Source organism: Bacillus sp. BB51/4 (assembly GCF_008368845.1).
Classification (GTDB): domain Bacteria; phylum Bacillota; class Bacilli; order Bacillales; family Bacillaceae_G; genus Bacillus_A; species Bacillus_A wiedmannii.
The window spans coordinates 1-14086 of the sequence record NZ_QOSC01000001.1 but is presented as its reverse complement, the minus strand read 5'-3'; the positions used below and the strand labels follow the sequence as shown (position 1 = coordinate 14086).

Below are 14086 nucleotides of genomic sequence, written 5' to 3'. Positions count from 1 at the left end.
AATGAGTGCACGTCTTTTTTTGGTATGTTTTGTCGAATTATCGATATATCTGAAAAATCGTTGATATATTGTAAGTTATGATAGATATATTGAAAAAATCGTTGATATATCCGGCATTACGATAGATATAATTGAAAAATCGTTGATATAATTATCCCGCTATTTACCAGGCAGGAAAACCCGCTGATTAAAGTTTCACTTTATCGTTTCTCAATCGCCACAATAAATGGCGGGTTATTTTGTTGGTTAATGAAGCCGTATCGCAGTACGTGTGCTTGTTTTTGGTCTAGTTCTTCTGCAAATGTAAGTACAGCGTCGCGTTCTACTTGTCCTTCTGGATGTCCGTGGTAAATGACAAGGACGATGATACCTTCAGGCGCCATTACTTCTAATAATTGCTCAATCGCTGAGATTGTTGAGTTCGGTTTTGTAACGATATGCTTATCTCCGCCAGGAAGGTAACCTAAGTTAAAAATTGCGCCTGTTACTTTTCCTTTTGCATCTTCTGGTAATACGGATAGAAGTGTATCGTGGCTATCATGAATTAAAACAGTACGTTCGAAAAGTTCTTTTTCTTTTAGACGAGTTGTTGAGCTTTCAATTGCCTCTTTTTGAATATCAAATCCAAATACTTTTCCGTTATCTCCAACGATTTCAGCTAGGAAGCAAGTGTCATGACCGTTTCCTAAAGTTGCATCTACAGCGTAATCGCCTTCTTTTACTGCCGTTTGCAGAAGTGAGCGAGCAAACGGTAATACACGTTCTAATTTCATTTTTGTTTCTCCTCATTTGCATATTTTCCTTGCCAGCTTCCGCGGCGTACAAATTCTGCATCGATGGAATTTAATACTTCCCATTTATTTAAGCTCCACATTGGGCCAATCATTAAATCAGGTGGACCGTCACCTGTGATGCGGTGCACAATTACGTCTTCTGGAATAATTTCAAGTTGGTCAACAACGAGACTTACGTAATCTTCAAGAGAAAGGAATTCTAATTGTCCTTTTTCATATTGCTTCACCATTGGCGTTCCTTTTAATAAGTGAAGTAAGTGGATTTTAATTCCTTGTACGTCAAGTTTCGCTACTTCACGAGCTGTTTCCATCATCATGTCGTAATCTTCAAGAGGAAGACCGTTAATAATATGAGAGCAAACTCGAATGCCATGTTTACGTAATTTATTTACGCCTTCAACGTAAGAAGGATAATCGTGAGCACGATTAATAAGATTTGCAGTTCGTTCATGAACAGTTTGTAGTCCGAGCTCAACCCAAAGGTACGTGCGTTTATTTAAGTCCGCTAAATATTCAACGACATCGTCTGGTAAACAATCTGGACGAGTCGCAATAGAAAGACCGACAACGTCTTTTTCTGCTAGAAGCGGTTCGAATTTTTCTTTTAACACTTCAAGTGGTGCATGTGTATTTGTATAAGCCTGAAAATAAGCGATACATTTTCCATCTTTCCACTTTGAGCGCATTTTTTCTTTCATTTCATGATATTGCGTTATAACATCATCGCGGCGATCGCCAGCGAAGTCACCAGATCCAGCAGCACTGCAAAATGTACACCCGCCATAAGCAACTGTACCGTCACGGTTCGGACAATCGAAGCCAGCGTCTAATGAAACTTTAAAGATTTTTTCACCAAATTCATTTCGTAAATGGTAATTCCATGTGTGATAACGTTTATTGTCGTTTGTATATGGAAAAGGGTTTTGAACCTTCATTACTTTCCCTCCTAAGCCGAGTCAAAATGAAACAAAATCCATTATAACATACTCATAAGGTTCATATGGAAGGGACACACTAAAGGGGAATTGAAGCAAGGAGGGACAATTATGGCAGAGCGTCAATCACTTGAATCGTATATTACACAAGCGGAACAAGCGGTGGAATATGCGAAAGAACAATTAGACCAAGGTATGAGACAAGAGCATTACAATACGATGGAGTATTCAGATGCGCAATTACAATTAGAACAAGCATATAACGATTTACAAACGATGCAGCAACATGCGAATGATGAGCAACGTGAGCAATTAAATAGAGCACGTATGGCAATTCGCCAATTGCAACATCAAATGATTATTACACCGCGCTAATAAGGAGTGAATGTAATGGCGAAACGTTCAGATCAAAATAACCCAGAGCAAAAAACGCAAAATGGACATAACGCTGAGTTTTCGAATGAGCTTGATCCAGTTGTTCAAGTGAAACAGCGTAACAGTAAAAAGGGACAACCTCAAAGATCGAAGCAATCAGAGTAGACCAGGTCGCAATATGACCTGGTTTTATTTTATTATATTACAATAATGTAAGATTTCTGTAAGGTTTGTCGATAGTTGCGAGCCGTTTTCTCCAGTAGAGTAAGGAAGGATTAAATTTTATCCCGCTTTAATGGGCAGTAAGACCCCCACCTCAAAATTCAGCGAAAGCAAAGAAGTTAGGTGGGGATCAACTGTCCATAAAAGTCCGATTGGTTCAACTAATAATCAGTGGGGGATGGACAAAACCCCCACTGATTAAAGTTTCACTTTATACAAGGAGTTGCTTTATGGGGAACAATATTACAAACAAACGAATTGATGAGTTAGATTACATTCGTGGCTTTGCACTACTGGGGATTATTTTAGTAAATATTTTCGCACGACTTAACATTAAAATTCCAGATCCTAATACAGTGGATGCTAGCTATCAAAGATTTTTATACTTATTTGTAGAAGGTCGTTTCTTCTCAATCTTCTCATTCTTATTTGGAGTGGGATTCTATATCTTTATCTCTAGAGCAATTGCGAAAGGGAAAAATGGGTATGTTTTATTTTTCCGCCGCTTAGTTGCACTATTTATTTTCGGTTTGATTCATCAAATGTTTCAGCCTGGAGAAGCACTAGCGTTATACGCAATTTGCGGGTTACTTGTTTTACCGTTTTATAAAGCGAAAAAAGAAGTGAACCTAGTTATAGGCCTTATTTTAACAATTGCCTTTAGCATAATGGGTGTTAAAGAACTATTACCACTCGGCTTAATTTTATTAGGGCTGGCTGCAGGACAATATCGTGTATTTGAAAATCTTACGCAAAATATAAAGAAAGTCGCTATTTTTACAGGTATTATGTTTGTTTTAAGTGTCGTAGCTGTATGGTATCAATATGGGCACGTTCCTGCTGAACCATTTGTAAATGGGATAATGGAGAACGAAGATGGAACAATGGATGCTGCAAGCCAATTTTTAAAAATTGGTATTACAGTTGGACCAATCATTTCAGCTTTCTATGTGGGAGCATTAATTTTATTACTTCAACTAAAACCAGTTCAAACATTGTTAGCGCCACTAAAATATTATGGACGTATGGCGTTAACAAATTATATCGGACAAACTGCAATGATTTTAATCGCAGGAAGTGTCTTTAACTTTGCAGAAAACTTAACGTACATGCAGACGTTATATGTATGTATCGCAATTTACGCAATTCAAATTGTGTTTAGTGTGATTTGGATGAAAATCTTTAAAATGGGTCCACTAGAATGGATTTGGCGTGTTATTACGTATTGGACGGTAACACCTTTAAAGAAATAAAGAGAGAAGTGGGCTGTTTCTTTTGTGGAACAGCCTATTTTTTATTGTCATCTTTTTCGGTAAGTCGATATTACTTGTCGAATCGCTAATACAATTGCATTTACCAACGAACCTTACACACGCATCTTTTTTATATTACAAAAGTGTAAGGTAAATGTAATGTTAACAAATAGCAGTTCCCTTCCAAAAGGCGCAAAATAGGTAATGGAAAAACAAGCGTAGGAGGATATATATGACGAAACCAGTTGTAGACGTAAAAAACGTTCAAAAAGTGTACGGTAAAAAAGGTGAGAACCAATCGCATGCGTTAAAAGGTGTGTCATTCTCGATTCAAGAGGGTGAGTTTGTCGGAATTATGGGACCATCTGGTTCTGGTAAAACGACATTATTAAATGTAATTTCAACGTTAGATAAAGCAACAGGCGGCGTTGTTGAAATTGCAGGAACAGATATTACGAAAATGAAGCAAGGTGAGCTTTCTGATTTCCGCTCGCAAAAATTAGGATTCATCTTCCAAGACTTTAACTTATTAGAAAACTTATCTATTTATGAAAACATTGCACTTCCACTTTCTCTTCAAGGTGTCTCGTCACGAAATATTGGACCGAAAGTAGAAAAAGTAGCGGATATGTTAGGGATTACAGAAATTCTTCAAAAGTATCCATCTGAAGTATCTGGTGGACAGAAACAACGTTCAGCAGCAGCTCGCGCACTAGTACATGAGCCGGCAATTATTTTAGGGGACGAGCCAACAGGAGCTCTTGATTCTAAAAATGCGACGAGTTTACTTGATGCGATGACAAACTTAAATAAAGATCAAGGCGTATCCATTATGATGGTTACACATGATCCTTACAGTGCAAGTTACTGTCAGCGTATTTTATTCATTCAAGATGGTGAGCTATATAAAGAAATTCACCGTGGTGGTACGCGTGAAGAGTTTTATAAAGAAATTTTAGATGTACTTGCAGATTTAGGTACACAAAAAGCGTAAGGAAGGAGGTCTAGAGCATGTTATTCAAACTTTCCATGTCAGGGCTAAAGAGTAAGCTAAAAGATTACATCGTCTTACTTGTCGGTCTTGTCATGTCGATTTCAATTTTTTATATGTTTCAAACGTTAGCGTTAAACGAAGCCTTCCTTAAGGAGAATTCTACTATTGGTCAAATTGGATTCGTATTCCAAGCAGGTTCATTTTTACTAGCCATTATAACGTTCTTCTATATTTTATATGCGAACTCTTTCTTATTATCTCTTCGCCAAAAAGAGTTTGGTATGTATATGATGTTAGGAGCAAAAAAGCATAAAGTTACATTACTTATGTTTATTGAAACAATCGTATTAGGTGCTGCGTCTCTTGCGATTGGTATTATAGTTGGGGTAGGACTTGCAGAAGGTATCGGTCAGTTATTAATGAAACAATTAGAATTTGCAGGTGAAGGTTATAAAGCATTTTATCTGCCATCTATGACTGTTACTTGTATCTTCTTCTTTGCACTATTTGTATTATCAGCAATTATGAATAGTATTAAGTTATCACGTATTTCTGTACTGCAACTTGTACATGCAGATGCACAAACAGAACGTGTTGCGGTAAAAGGAAAAATGACAGGTTTAGTCGCATTCCTTGCGGTTATTTTATTAGGAATGGGCTATGCATCAATGATTTACATGGAAAAACTAAGAGAAATGGGAATTCTTATCGCATTAATTACAACAACAGCTGGTACTTACATGCTATTTGGATCATTTCTTCCAGTTATTATTAAAAAGTTAAAAAGTAATAAAAAGCGTAGTGAAAAAGGGCTTAACGCTTTTACATTTGCACAATTAAACTTCCGTATTAATAGCTTAACAAAGGTGCTTGCGACAGTAGCGATGTTAGTTGCTCTTGGAGCTGGTGCAATTTCAGGTGGTATGGCGTTTAAAAATAACGTTATAAAAATGGTTGATGGTTTAATAATCTATGATTCAGTAGTTCATAATCCAACAGCTGAAGAAAAGAAAATTTTAGACGGTATTACATTTAAAGAGAAAAGCGAATATCGTTACAAAGTTGATGATAAATACGTTTATTATGTAAAAGAGGATTTGGAGAAAAATCGTCCTTTAGTAAAAGATATGACAAATATAAAGTCGATGAAGGATTTAGTGAATACGAAGAAGGCTTCACAGGAACTACCAGTAGGCGCAGTTTCTAGAGAAATGAATGAAAAAGATGCGAACGCTAAAGAACTTCCAGAAGAATGGGTAGATGCTTTTAGCACAATTCATCCGTATTATCTACACGAAGATCATGCAATTAAAATTGTAGATCAAAAAATGTACGATGAGATAAATGGTAAAGAAGGTATAGCATTTATTGGAAAAACAGATGATTTCTTAACATATACAAAAGAATGGAAAAAACTTGACGAGTTGCAACTAGATAAATATAAAAATGTAACAGCTGAAAGAATGAACAGTAAATATCAATCTTACGACATGTTCTACGGCGTTGCGAGCGGAACAGTGTTTATGGGATTCTTCCTTGGAATTGCTTTCTTAGCAATGATGGCAAGTTGTTTAATGTTCAAAATTCTTTCTGGTGCATCAAAAGATATTACGCGTTATCAAATGCTTCGTAAAATTGGGGTGCGCCGTGAATTATTAACAAAATCAATTTATAAAGAGTTATTCTTAGTATTCTTATTCCCAGCAATTGTAGGTATTGCTCACGTATTAGTTGGTATGAATATTTTCGGATTTATTTTACTTGATCCGTACTTCCGTATTTGGGTACCGATTGTTATCTTCGTAATGATTTATGCAATTTATTACTTCATTACCGTTCAATTGTATAAAGGAATTGTTCTTCCGAAAGAAGATTAATAAAAAACCGAGCGAAACTGCTCGGTTTTTATTATTTTCAGAAAAAACACTTTAATGTTACTGAAATATATAATATAATATAAATAAGTAACATAATATAAAAGTAGAAGCAGCTGGATAATGAAAGGAGGAATCCGATCTGTAGAAAGAGGCTGAACTTGTATCCCCTATTTTGCCTACCCCACTGTATTTGCACAATTATCAATTTCCAAATGAAAAATTTTCGGACCGAAAAGTATATTGAAAAATAATGGATAATACATGGAAATCCCATAGCATGATAAGGTAAAATGGACAACATGATGAGAAAATTACCGTTCATAAGATGAGGAGAATACATGTATGGAAGTTGTAGAGGCATTAAAAGATATAAGCCAAATTGAGGCTATGAAAAAGTATTTAAAAGAGCACTCGCAGCGAGATTATCTTTTATTTGTTATTGGAATTAACACAGGATTAAAGATTACTGAGTTACTTAGTATGAAATTTGAAGAGGTATTAAATGAAGATGGAACTGTTAAAGAGTTTTATTCTCTTCCTGTGAAGGATGAAAAGTTTAAACAAGATATTTATTTAAATACAAAAGTAAAAGAAGCACTTTTAGAGTACGTACAATCTATTAATGTGAAAAGAGAAAACTACGTATTTCAATCTAATAAAACGACAAATTCAATTACGCGTCAACAAGCGTATCGTGTAATTCATAATGCTGCTGAAGCAGTTGGGGTTGTTGGTAAAATCGGAACGAACTCAATGAGAAAAACATTTGGATTTCATGCATACAAAAGAGGGATAGCGATTGCGCTATTGCAAAAACATTTTCATCACGCGACACCTTCAGAGACATTAAAGTATTTGGGAATCTCAAAAGATGAAGAATTTAAAACAGAGATTGATGTAGATTTGTAAAAGCCGTAACTAAAAACTTTAGGAGGCGGGAATATGAATATTAGAGAGAGTGAATTACCGGGCATTGGATGTAAGTTTGAAGTAATTACAAAAGGTAATGAAAAAATGGTTATCGTTATTCATGATGATGGACGAAGAGAAATGTATCATTTTGATGCGGATCATGATGAAAGTATTTCAAGCATTTCTCTTCGTGATTCTGAGGCGAGACAAATTGCAGCTATATTAGGCGGAATGGTATACAGACCACAAGCGTTAGACACAATTGAGATGGCTTTTGAAGGATTATCAATTGAATGGTTTAAGGTGGAAAATAACGCACCAGTCGTACAAAAAACAATTGGTAGCTTACATGTCAGAAAAACGTATAACGTAACGATTATTGCTATTTTGAAAAAGAATATGAAGAAATTCTTTAATCCAGGTCCAGACTCTATTATTGAAGCTGGTGATATGCTCGTGTTATCGGGTGAAAGACATGAAGTGAAAAGAATTATTAATGAATTGCTTTCAGCAGGAGGTGATTCATAATCGATGGATACTTTAATCTTTGAAGTTGGAACTGCGTTAGTATTAGTAGCTTGTGCAGCTATCCTCGCTGCGAAGTTAAAGTTCTCGATTATTCCGTTTCTCATTATACTCGGTATGTTGGTGGGGCCTCATGCCCCAGATTTAGGACTTATCGATTTAAGATTTATTGAAAGCGGAGAAGTTATTTCCTTCCTCGGACGTGTTGGCGTCATATTCCTCCTATTCTATTTAGGCTTAGAATTCTCAATAAAAAAATTAATTAAATCAGGAAAATCAATTGCTTTTGGGGGGACTGTCCACATATCACTTAATTTCATATTAGGTTTGCTTTATGGATATGTTATGGGCTTCCCCTTATTAGAAACATTAATTATTGCTGGAATCATTACAATTTCATCAAGTGCAATTGTTGCAAAAGTAATTGTTGATTTAAGAAGATCGGGTAATAAAGAGACTGAATTAATATTAGGAATCATTATGTTTGATGATATTTTTTTAGCTGTATATTTATCAGTCGTTTCAGGGTTAGTACTCGGTGGTGCAACATCATTTGTAGGTGCTCTTACATCGGTGTTAATCGCGGTAGGGTATATGCTACTATTCTTTGTAATCGCTAGAAAAGCTACGCCGTTTCTAAATAAAGTATTAGATATTTCGTCAAACGAAATTTTTATTATCGTAATATTCGCCATTTTATTCTTTGTAGCAGGATTTTCAGAGACGATTCATGTTGCTGAGGCAATTGGAGCATTATTGTTAGGACTCGTCTTTTCTGAAACAGAGCATAGTGATCGGATTGAGCATCTCGTCGTTCCGTTTCGTGACTTCTTTGGAGCCATATTCTTTTTCAGTTTCGGTTTAAGTATAGATCCGTTTTCACTTGGAGGAGCAGTGTGGTTGGCATTAGGAGCAGTTTTCATTACGCTCATCGGTAATTTTACAGCTGGAATGATGGCGGGACGTAAAGCCGGGTTATCGCATAAGGCTTCTACGAATATCGGTTTAACCCTCGTATCACGCGGAGAGTTCTCCATTATTGTAGCCAATGTCGGCATTGCGGGTGGTTTAATGGCAACGATTAAACCGTTCTCTGCACTGTACGTTTTAATATTAGCATCGTTAGGACCGTTATTAACGAAGGAGTCTGGGAGAATATACTCTCTACTAGATAAAATATTTAAATGGAGTGCGAAAGAACGTGCAAAGCGAGAAAAAGAAGTTGGATAGTATAAATAAGGGGGAGACTGCATGAACTTTATGCAGTCTTCCTTTTTTATATATTGTTGTTGATGTCGTTTTTGTCGGTAAGTCGATATATTTTGAGATTCGCCGATATATTTTAATAATCGCCGATATATTTTTAAGTGACAATTCATATAATTTCATTTACCGAAAAATCATTATCTGAATTTCATCAACTATTAATCAGTTGCCTTCCTATTTAAAAACGACTACAATTTTACTGTTATAGATGAACGAAAAAAATAGAATAGGAGGGGAGACTATGCCAAGGAAAGTATGGCTATTAGTAGCTGGGATGATTATTAATGTCACGGGTGCTTCTTTTTTATGGCCTTTTAATACAATTTATTTGCATGATCACCTAGGAAAATCTTTATCTGTGGCCGGAATGGTATTAATGATCAACTCGCTTACTGGTGTAATCGGAAACTTGCTCGGCGGTGTTTTATTTGATAAATGGGGCGGTTATAAATCAACTTTAGTAGGGATTGTTATTACACTCGTATCGATTTTAGGTCTTGTGTTCTTCCATGGTTGGCCGTTATATGTTGTGTGGCTAGCATTAATCGGCTTTGGTTCTGGAATGGTCTTTCCATCGATGTATGCGATGGTCGGTACGGTTTGGCCAGAGGGCGGAAGACGGGCATTTAATGCGATGTATGTTGGGCAAAACGTTGGTATTGCGATCGGAACAGCGTGCGGTGGTTTAGTTGCATCTTACCGTTTTGATTATATTTTCTTAGCCAATTTTGTTTTGTACTTTGTTTTCTTCTTAATTGCTTTTATTGGATTCCGTGGTATGGAAGACAAGAAAGAGCCAGGAGTGCAAAAAGAAGTCGAAACGAAAAAAGGCTGGACACTTACACCTGGATTCAAAGCACTTCTTATCGTATGTGTAGCATATGCTTTATGCTGGGTTACATATGTACAGTGGCAAGGGGCGATTGCGACTCATATGCGGGAATTAGATATTAGCCTCCGCCATTATAGTTTATTATGGACGATAAACGGAGCGATGATTGTTTGTGCGCAGCCACTTGTTAGTATGTTAATTCGCTGGATGAAACGTTCTTTAAAACAACAAATTATGATTGGAATCGTCATTTTTGCGGCGTCATTTATTGTGTTAAGTCAAGCGCAACAATTTACGATGTTCCTCGTTGCGATGGTGACGTTAACGATTGGTGAGTTATTCGTATGGCCAGCAGTTCCGACCATTGCAAATATACTTGCGCCAAAAGATAAGTTAGGGTTTTATCAAGGGGTTGTAAATAGCGCAGCGACTGTAGGGAAAATGTTCGGACCGGTCGTTGGCGGAGCAATTGTTGATTTATACAATATAGAAGTATTGTTTATAGCAATCATGGTAATGCTTGTAGTAGCGATTATTGCAACGAGCATGTATGATAAACGAGTAAAAGTAGAAGAAACAGTAGAAGAAAAAATTGCAGTTTAGTTTGACGGAACATGTAACATGTTTTAGAATATATTTAAATAAAACAACCTTTGGAACAAGGGAGATAGCTCGGCTGTCCTAAGACGAATTCGTTAGTTAGTAAGAGTAACGATTAACCGAGAAGCCTTAGCTTCAAGTAAGCTCTTTAGAGATACGAAGTGGTGGGTAGTTCACATTAACTTATATTTGTAATAACAGTGAGAAGGAGTAGTAGTAATAGAAGCTGGTTTAGAGAGTTGACGGTCGGTGCAAGTCAATCCACGTTTCGTTATGAACTCGCCTTTGAGTTGCAGTTGTGAAACTAGTAGTAGCAATTGCCGTTAATCCACGTTACGGATCTAAGCGAATGTATATTTGTACATTAATTTAGGGTGGTACCGCGGGAATCTATAACCTCTCGTCCCTTTCTAGGGATGAGAGGTTTTTTGTATTTTGGGCGGTGAAAATAAATAGAATTTCAAGGAGGGTATCTCATGAGCTTTAATCATCAAAATATTGAGAAGAAGTGGCAAGGGTACTGGGAAGAGAATAAAACATTCCGTACGCCAGATGAGACAGAAAAACCAAAATTTTATGCACTAGATATGTTCCCATATCCATCAGGTGCAGGCCTACACGTAGGACATCCAGAAGGTTATACAGCGACAGATATTTTATCTCGTATGAAGCGTATGCAAGGATATAACGTTCTTCATCCAATGGGATGGGATGCATTCGGTCTTCCAGCAGAGCAATATGCACTTGATACTGGAAACAGCCCAGCAGAATTTACAGAGCATAATATTAATACGTTCCGTAACCAAATTAAAGCATTAGGTTTCTCTTATGATTGGGACCGTGAAGTAAATACAACAGATCCAAACTACTACAAGTGGACACAATGGATCTTCCTACAACTATTTGAAAAAGGCTTAGCTTACGTTGATGAAGTACCTGTAAACTGGTGCCCAGCACTTGGTACAGTACTTGCAAACGAAGAAATCATTGATGGTAAGAGTGAGCGCGGTGGACATCCAGTTGAGCGTCGTCCGATGAGACAGTGGATGTTAAAAATTACAGCTTATGGAGATCGTCTATTAGAAGATCTAGATGAGCTTGATTGGCCAGAAAGCTTAAAAGATATGCAACGTAACTGGATCGGTCGTTCTGAAGGTGCAGAAGTACACTTCAACATCGATGGTACAGACGAGAAATTCACAGTTTTCACAACGCGCCCTGATACACTATTTGGTGCAAGCTACTGTGTACTTGCTCCAGAGCATGCGCTTGTTGCAGACATTACAACAGCAGATCAAAAAGAAGCTGTAGAAGCTTACATTAACTCTGTAAAAATGAAGAGTGATTTAGAGCGTACAGAACTTGCGAAAGAGAAAACTGGTGTATTCACTGGTGCTTACGCAGTTAACCCAGTAAATGGCGAGAAATTACCAATCTGGATCGCTGACTATGTTCTTGCAACTTACGGAACAGGTGCTGTAATGGCAGTTCCAGCTCATGATGAGCGTGACTATGAATTCGCATCAACGTTCAATCTTCCAATGAAGGAAGTTGTAAAAGGCGGAGACATTACGAAAGAAGCATACACAGGTGATGGTGCGCACGTAAACTCAGCATTCCTTGATGGCTTAAATAAAGAAGAAGCAATCGCAAAAATGATTGAATGGCTTGAAGTAACGAGCGCAGGAAATCAAAAAGTAACGTACCGTCTACGTGACTGGTTATTCAGCCGTCAACGTTACTGGGGTGAGCCAATTCCAGTAATTCACTGGGAAGATGGCACAATGACAGCTGTGAAAGAAGAAGAATTACCATTAGTTCTTCCGAAAACAGAAAATATTCGTCCTTCAGGTACAGGTGAATCACCACTTGCTAACATTGACGAGTGGGTAAATGTTGTTGATCCTGAGACTGGTAAAAAAGGTCGTCGTGAAACGAACACAATGCCACAATGGGCTGGTAGCTGCTGGTATTACCTACGTTACATCGATCCAAACAATAGCGAAGCACTTGTAGACCCTGAAAAAGTAAAACAATGGCTTCCAGTTGATATTTATATTGGTGGTGCAGAGCACGCTGTACTTCACTTACTATATGCTCGTTTCTGGCATAAAGTATTATACGATATCGGTGTAGTTCCAACGAAAGAGCCGTTCCAACAATTATTCAACCAAGGTATGATTCTAGGTGAAAACAACGAGAAAATGAGTAAATCAAAAGGTAACGTTGTAAATCCTGATGATATCGTAGCAAGCCATGGTGCAGATACACTTCGTCTATACGAAATGTTCATGGGACCATTAGATGCTTCAATCGCTTGGTCTGAAAATGGTCTTGACGGAGCTCGTCGTTTCTTAGACCGCGTATGGCGCCTATTCGTTCAAGAGAACGGTGAATTAAGTGAGAAAATCACTGATGCACCAAATAAAGAGCTTGAAAAAGCTTACCACCAAACAGTGAAGAAAGTAACAGAAGACTATGCAGAGCTTCGCTTCAACACAGCGATTTCTCAAATGATGGTATTCATCAACGATGCATACAAAGCTGAAACACTTCCGAAAGAATATGTAGAAGGTTTCGTAAAAATGATTGCACCAGTTGCACCTCACATTGGGGAAGAGCTATGGAGCAAGCTTGGTTACAATGAAACAATCACATATGCAAGCTGGCCAACATTTGATGAGTCTAAACTTGTAGAAGATGAAGTTGAAATCGTTGTTCAAATTATGGGCAAAGTTCGCGCGAAACTAACAATGAGTAAAGACGCATCAAAAGAAGAAATGGAACAACTTGCACTTGAAGCAATTCAAGACCAAATCGAAGGAAAAACGGTTCGTAAAGTAATTGTAGTTCCTGGAAAACTTGTTAACGTTGTTGCAAACTAATTCACTCTAAATAAAAGCTCAGAGTATTTATACTCTGAGCTTTTTTGTGTAGAAAATAATCTCAGGATCACCCTCATCTAAGTTTTCAATCATTCCACTGCGTACAAATAAAAGAGCGGAATTCCAATACAGACAAACACCTATTTTTTTATAGGAAATATGATAAAAAAGGTAGGCTAAATTAAGTAGAAGAGGTGAAAGGAATGAAAGGGATGGACAATAATGCACCACATGGCTTCTTCGGAGGTGGATCGGGTAGTTATGAACAAATGATGTTAATGGGAGGAGCTGACCAACAAGGATACGGTGGAATTCCGAGCTGGATGGGTGGAGCAGCAGGAGGTTTTCCAACATCGGTAGCTGGCATGCAAACTGGAATGCCTACATCAATGGGAGGATTTTCGACATCAGGGGTTGGAATGCCTACAGTAACAGGAGGCTTTCCAACATCAGTAGCTGGCGTACAGACAGGAATTCCAGTAGGGATACCAACTACATTTCCTTCTTTCGTTGGAGGAGTGCAGACAGGATTTCCGGTACCAGGAATAGGTGTTGTAGCTGGAGGAATAGGTGGGTATCCGCAAGGTGTTCACGGTCATCATGGACATCACCACCA

Annotated in this window: 12 protein-coding genes, 2 pseudogenes and 1 other annotated feature; of the genes and pseudogenes, 11 read left to right on the top strand and 3 right to left on the bottom strand. The window is 37.5% G+C overall.

All coding sequences use genetic code 11. The annotated features are described in order from the left end of the window. Positions 1 to 200 precede the first annotated feature (200 nt). Positions 201 to 773, bottom strand: a complete 573-nt coding sequence (mnmM, locus tag DN392_RS00070) for a tRNA 5-(aminomethyl)-2-thiouridylate-methyltransferase MnmM (protein WP_000764470.1) — start codon at positions 771 to 773, stop codon at positions 201 to 203. After that, complete coding sequence (gene mnmL, locus DN392_RS00065) at positions 770 to 1729, bottom strand: tRNA modification radical SAM protein MnmL/YtqA (RefSeq protein WP_000868033.1); 960 nt, start codon at positions 1727 to 1729, stop codon at positions 770 to 772. Before mnmL ends, mnmM begins: the two co-directional genes overlap by 4 nt. Before the next feature lie 111 nt (positions 1730 to 1840). Between mnmL and DN392_RS00060 the strand changes: the two genes are divergently transcribed. The 10 genes from DN392_RS00060 to leuS all read left to right on the top strand — a co-directional run bounded on the left by DN392_RS00060 (position 1841) and on the right by leuS (position 13470). Further along, positions 1841 to 2104, top strand: coding sequence for a YtzC family protein (locus tag DN392_RS00060; RefSeq protein WP_000840870.1), 264 nt, complete (start codon positions 1841 to 1843; stop codon positions 2102 to 2104). 15 nt (positions 2105 to 2119) lie between these two features. Further along, positions 2120 to 2269, top strand: a complete 150-nt coding sequence (locus tag DN392_RS00055; protein ID WP_001129345.1) for a hypothetical protein — start codon at positions 2120 to 2122, stop codon at positions 2267 to 2269. 287 nt (positions 2270 to 2556) lie between these two features. Then, on the top strand, positions 2557 to 3579 hold the full coding sequence (locus DN392_RS00050) for a DUF418 domain-containing protein (protein WP_088321336.1): 1023 nt from the start codon (positions 2557 to 2559) through the stop codon (positions 3577 to 3579). 232 nt (positions 3580 to 3811) lie between these two features. After that, positions 3812 to 4573 (top strand): ABC transporter ATP-binding protein, encoded by a 762-nt coding sequence (locus DN392_RS00045; protein WP_046198226.1) that lies wholly within the window; start codon positions 3812 to 3814, stop codon positions 4571 to 4573. Between the two features lie 17 nt (positions 4574 to 4590). Next, on the top strand, positions 4591 to 6450 hold the full coding sequence (locus DN392_RS00040; protein ID WP_088321337.1) for an FtsX-like permease family protein: 1860 nt from the start codon (positions 4591 to 4593) through the stop codon (positions 6448 to 6450). 342 nt (positions 6451 to 6792) lie between these two features. Further along, entirely contained in the window at positions 6793 to 7359 is a 567-nt protein-coding gene (locus DN392_RS00035) for a tyrosine-type recombinase/integrase (protein ID WP_000454223.1), read from the top strand. A gap of 33 nt (positions 7360 to 7392) precedes the next feature. Continuing rightward, positions 7393 to 7890 carry a cation:proton antiporter regulatory subunit gene (locus DN392_RS00030; RefSeq protein ID WP_001026047.1) on the top strand — a complete coding sequence of 166 codons (498 nt, stop codon included), beginning with the start codon at positions 7393 to 7395 and terminating at the stop codon, positions 7888 to 7890. 3 nt (positions 7891 to 7893) lie between these two features. Then, positions 7894 to 9117, top strand: coding sequence for a cation:proton antiporter (locus DN392_RS00025; RefSeq protein ID WP_061673052.1), 1224 nt, complete (start codon positions 7894 to 7896; stop codon positions 9115 to 9117). Between the two features lie 277 nt (positions 9118 to 9394). Beyond that, positions 9395 to 10588 carry an MDR family MFS transporter gene (locus tag DN392_RS00020; RefSeq protein ID WP_001137570.1) on the top strand — a complete coding sequence of 398 codons (1194 nt, stop codon included), beginning with the start codon at positions 9395 to 9397 and terminating at the stop codon, positions 10586 to 10588. A 188-nt stretch (positions 10589 to 10776) separates the two neighbouring features. Continuing rightward, positions 10777 to 10996: a binding site (T-box leader), on the top strand. 65 nt (positions 10997 to 11061) lie between these two features. Further along, entirely contained in the window at positions 11062 to 13470 is a 2409-nt protein-coding gene (gene leuS, locus DN392_RS00015; RefSeq protein WP_064056579.1) for a leucine--tRNA ligase, read from the top strand. A 27-nt stretch (positions 13471 to 13497) separates the two neighbouring features. Here the strand turns inward: leuS and DN392_RS30640 are convergent. Then, a pseudogene (locus DN392_RS30640) lies at positions 13498 to 13578 on the bottom strand (GNAT family N-acetyltransferase); the annotation flags it as partial. Positions 13579 to 13673: 95 nt separating this feature from the next. Here DN392_RS30640 and DN392_RS00005 point away from each other — a divergent pair. Continuing rightward, a pseudogene (locus tag DN392_RS00005) lies at positions 13674 to 14086 on the top strand (hypothetical protein); the annotation flags it as partial.

Bases quoted from the DNA above. Each gene is read 5' to 3' on its own strand.
- DN392_RS00040 (WP_088321337.1), top strand. From the start codon at position 4,591: ATGTTATTCAAACTTTCCATGTCAGGGCTAAAGAGTAAGCTAAAAGAT.
- leuS (WP_064056579.1), top strand. From the start codon at position 11,062: ATGAGCTTTAATCATCAAAATATTGAGAAGAAGTGGCAAGGGTACTGG.
- DN392_RS00035 (WP_000454223.1), top strand. From the start codon at position 6,793: ATGGAAGTTGTAGAGGCATTAAAAGATATAAGCCAAATTGAGGCTATG.
- DN392_RS00030 (WP_001026047.1), top strand. From the start codon at position 7,393: ATGAATATTAGAGAGAGTGAATTACCGGGCATTGGATGTAAGTTTGAA.
- DN392_RS00025 (WP_061673052.1), top strand. From the start codon at position 7,894: ATGGATACTTTAATCTTTGAAGTTGGAACTGCGTTAGTATTAGTAGCT.
- DN392_RS00050 (WP_088321336.1), top strand. From the start codon at position 2,557: ATGGGGAACAATATTACAAACAAACGAATTGATGAGTTAGATTACATT.
- DN392_RS00055 (WP_001129345.1), top strand. From the start codon at position 2,120: ATGGCGAAACGTTCAGATCAAAATAACCCAGAGCAAAAAACGCAAAAT.
- mnmM (WP_000764470.1), bottom strand. From the start codon at position 773: ATGAAATTAGAACGTGTATTACCGTTTGCTCGCTCACTTCTGCAAACG.
- DN392_RS00045 (WP_046198226.1), top strand. From the start codon at position 3,812: ATGACGAAACCAGTTGTAGACGTAAAAAACGTTCAAAAAGTGTACGGT.
- DN392_RS00060 (WP_000840870.1), top strand. From the start codon at position 1,841: ATGGCAGAGCGTCAATCACTTGAATCGTATATTACACAAGCGGAACAA.
- DN392_RS00020 (WP_001137570.1), top strand. From the start codon at position 9,395: ATGCCAAGGAAAGTATGGCTATTAGTAGCTGGGATGATTATTAATGTC.
- mnmL (WP_000868033.1), bottom strand. From the start codon at position 1,729: ATGAAGGTTCAAAACCCTTTTCCATATACAAACGACAATAAACGTTAT.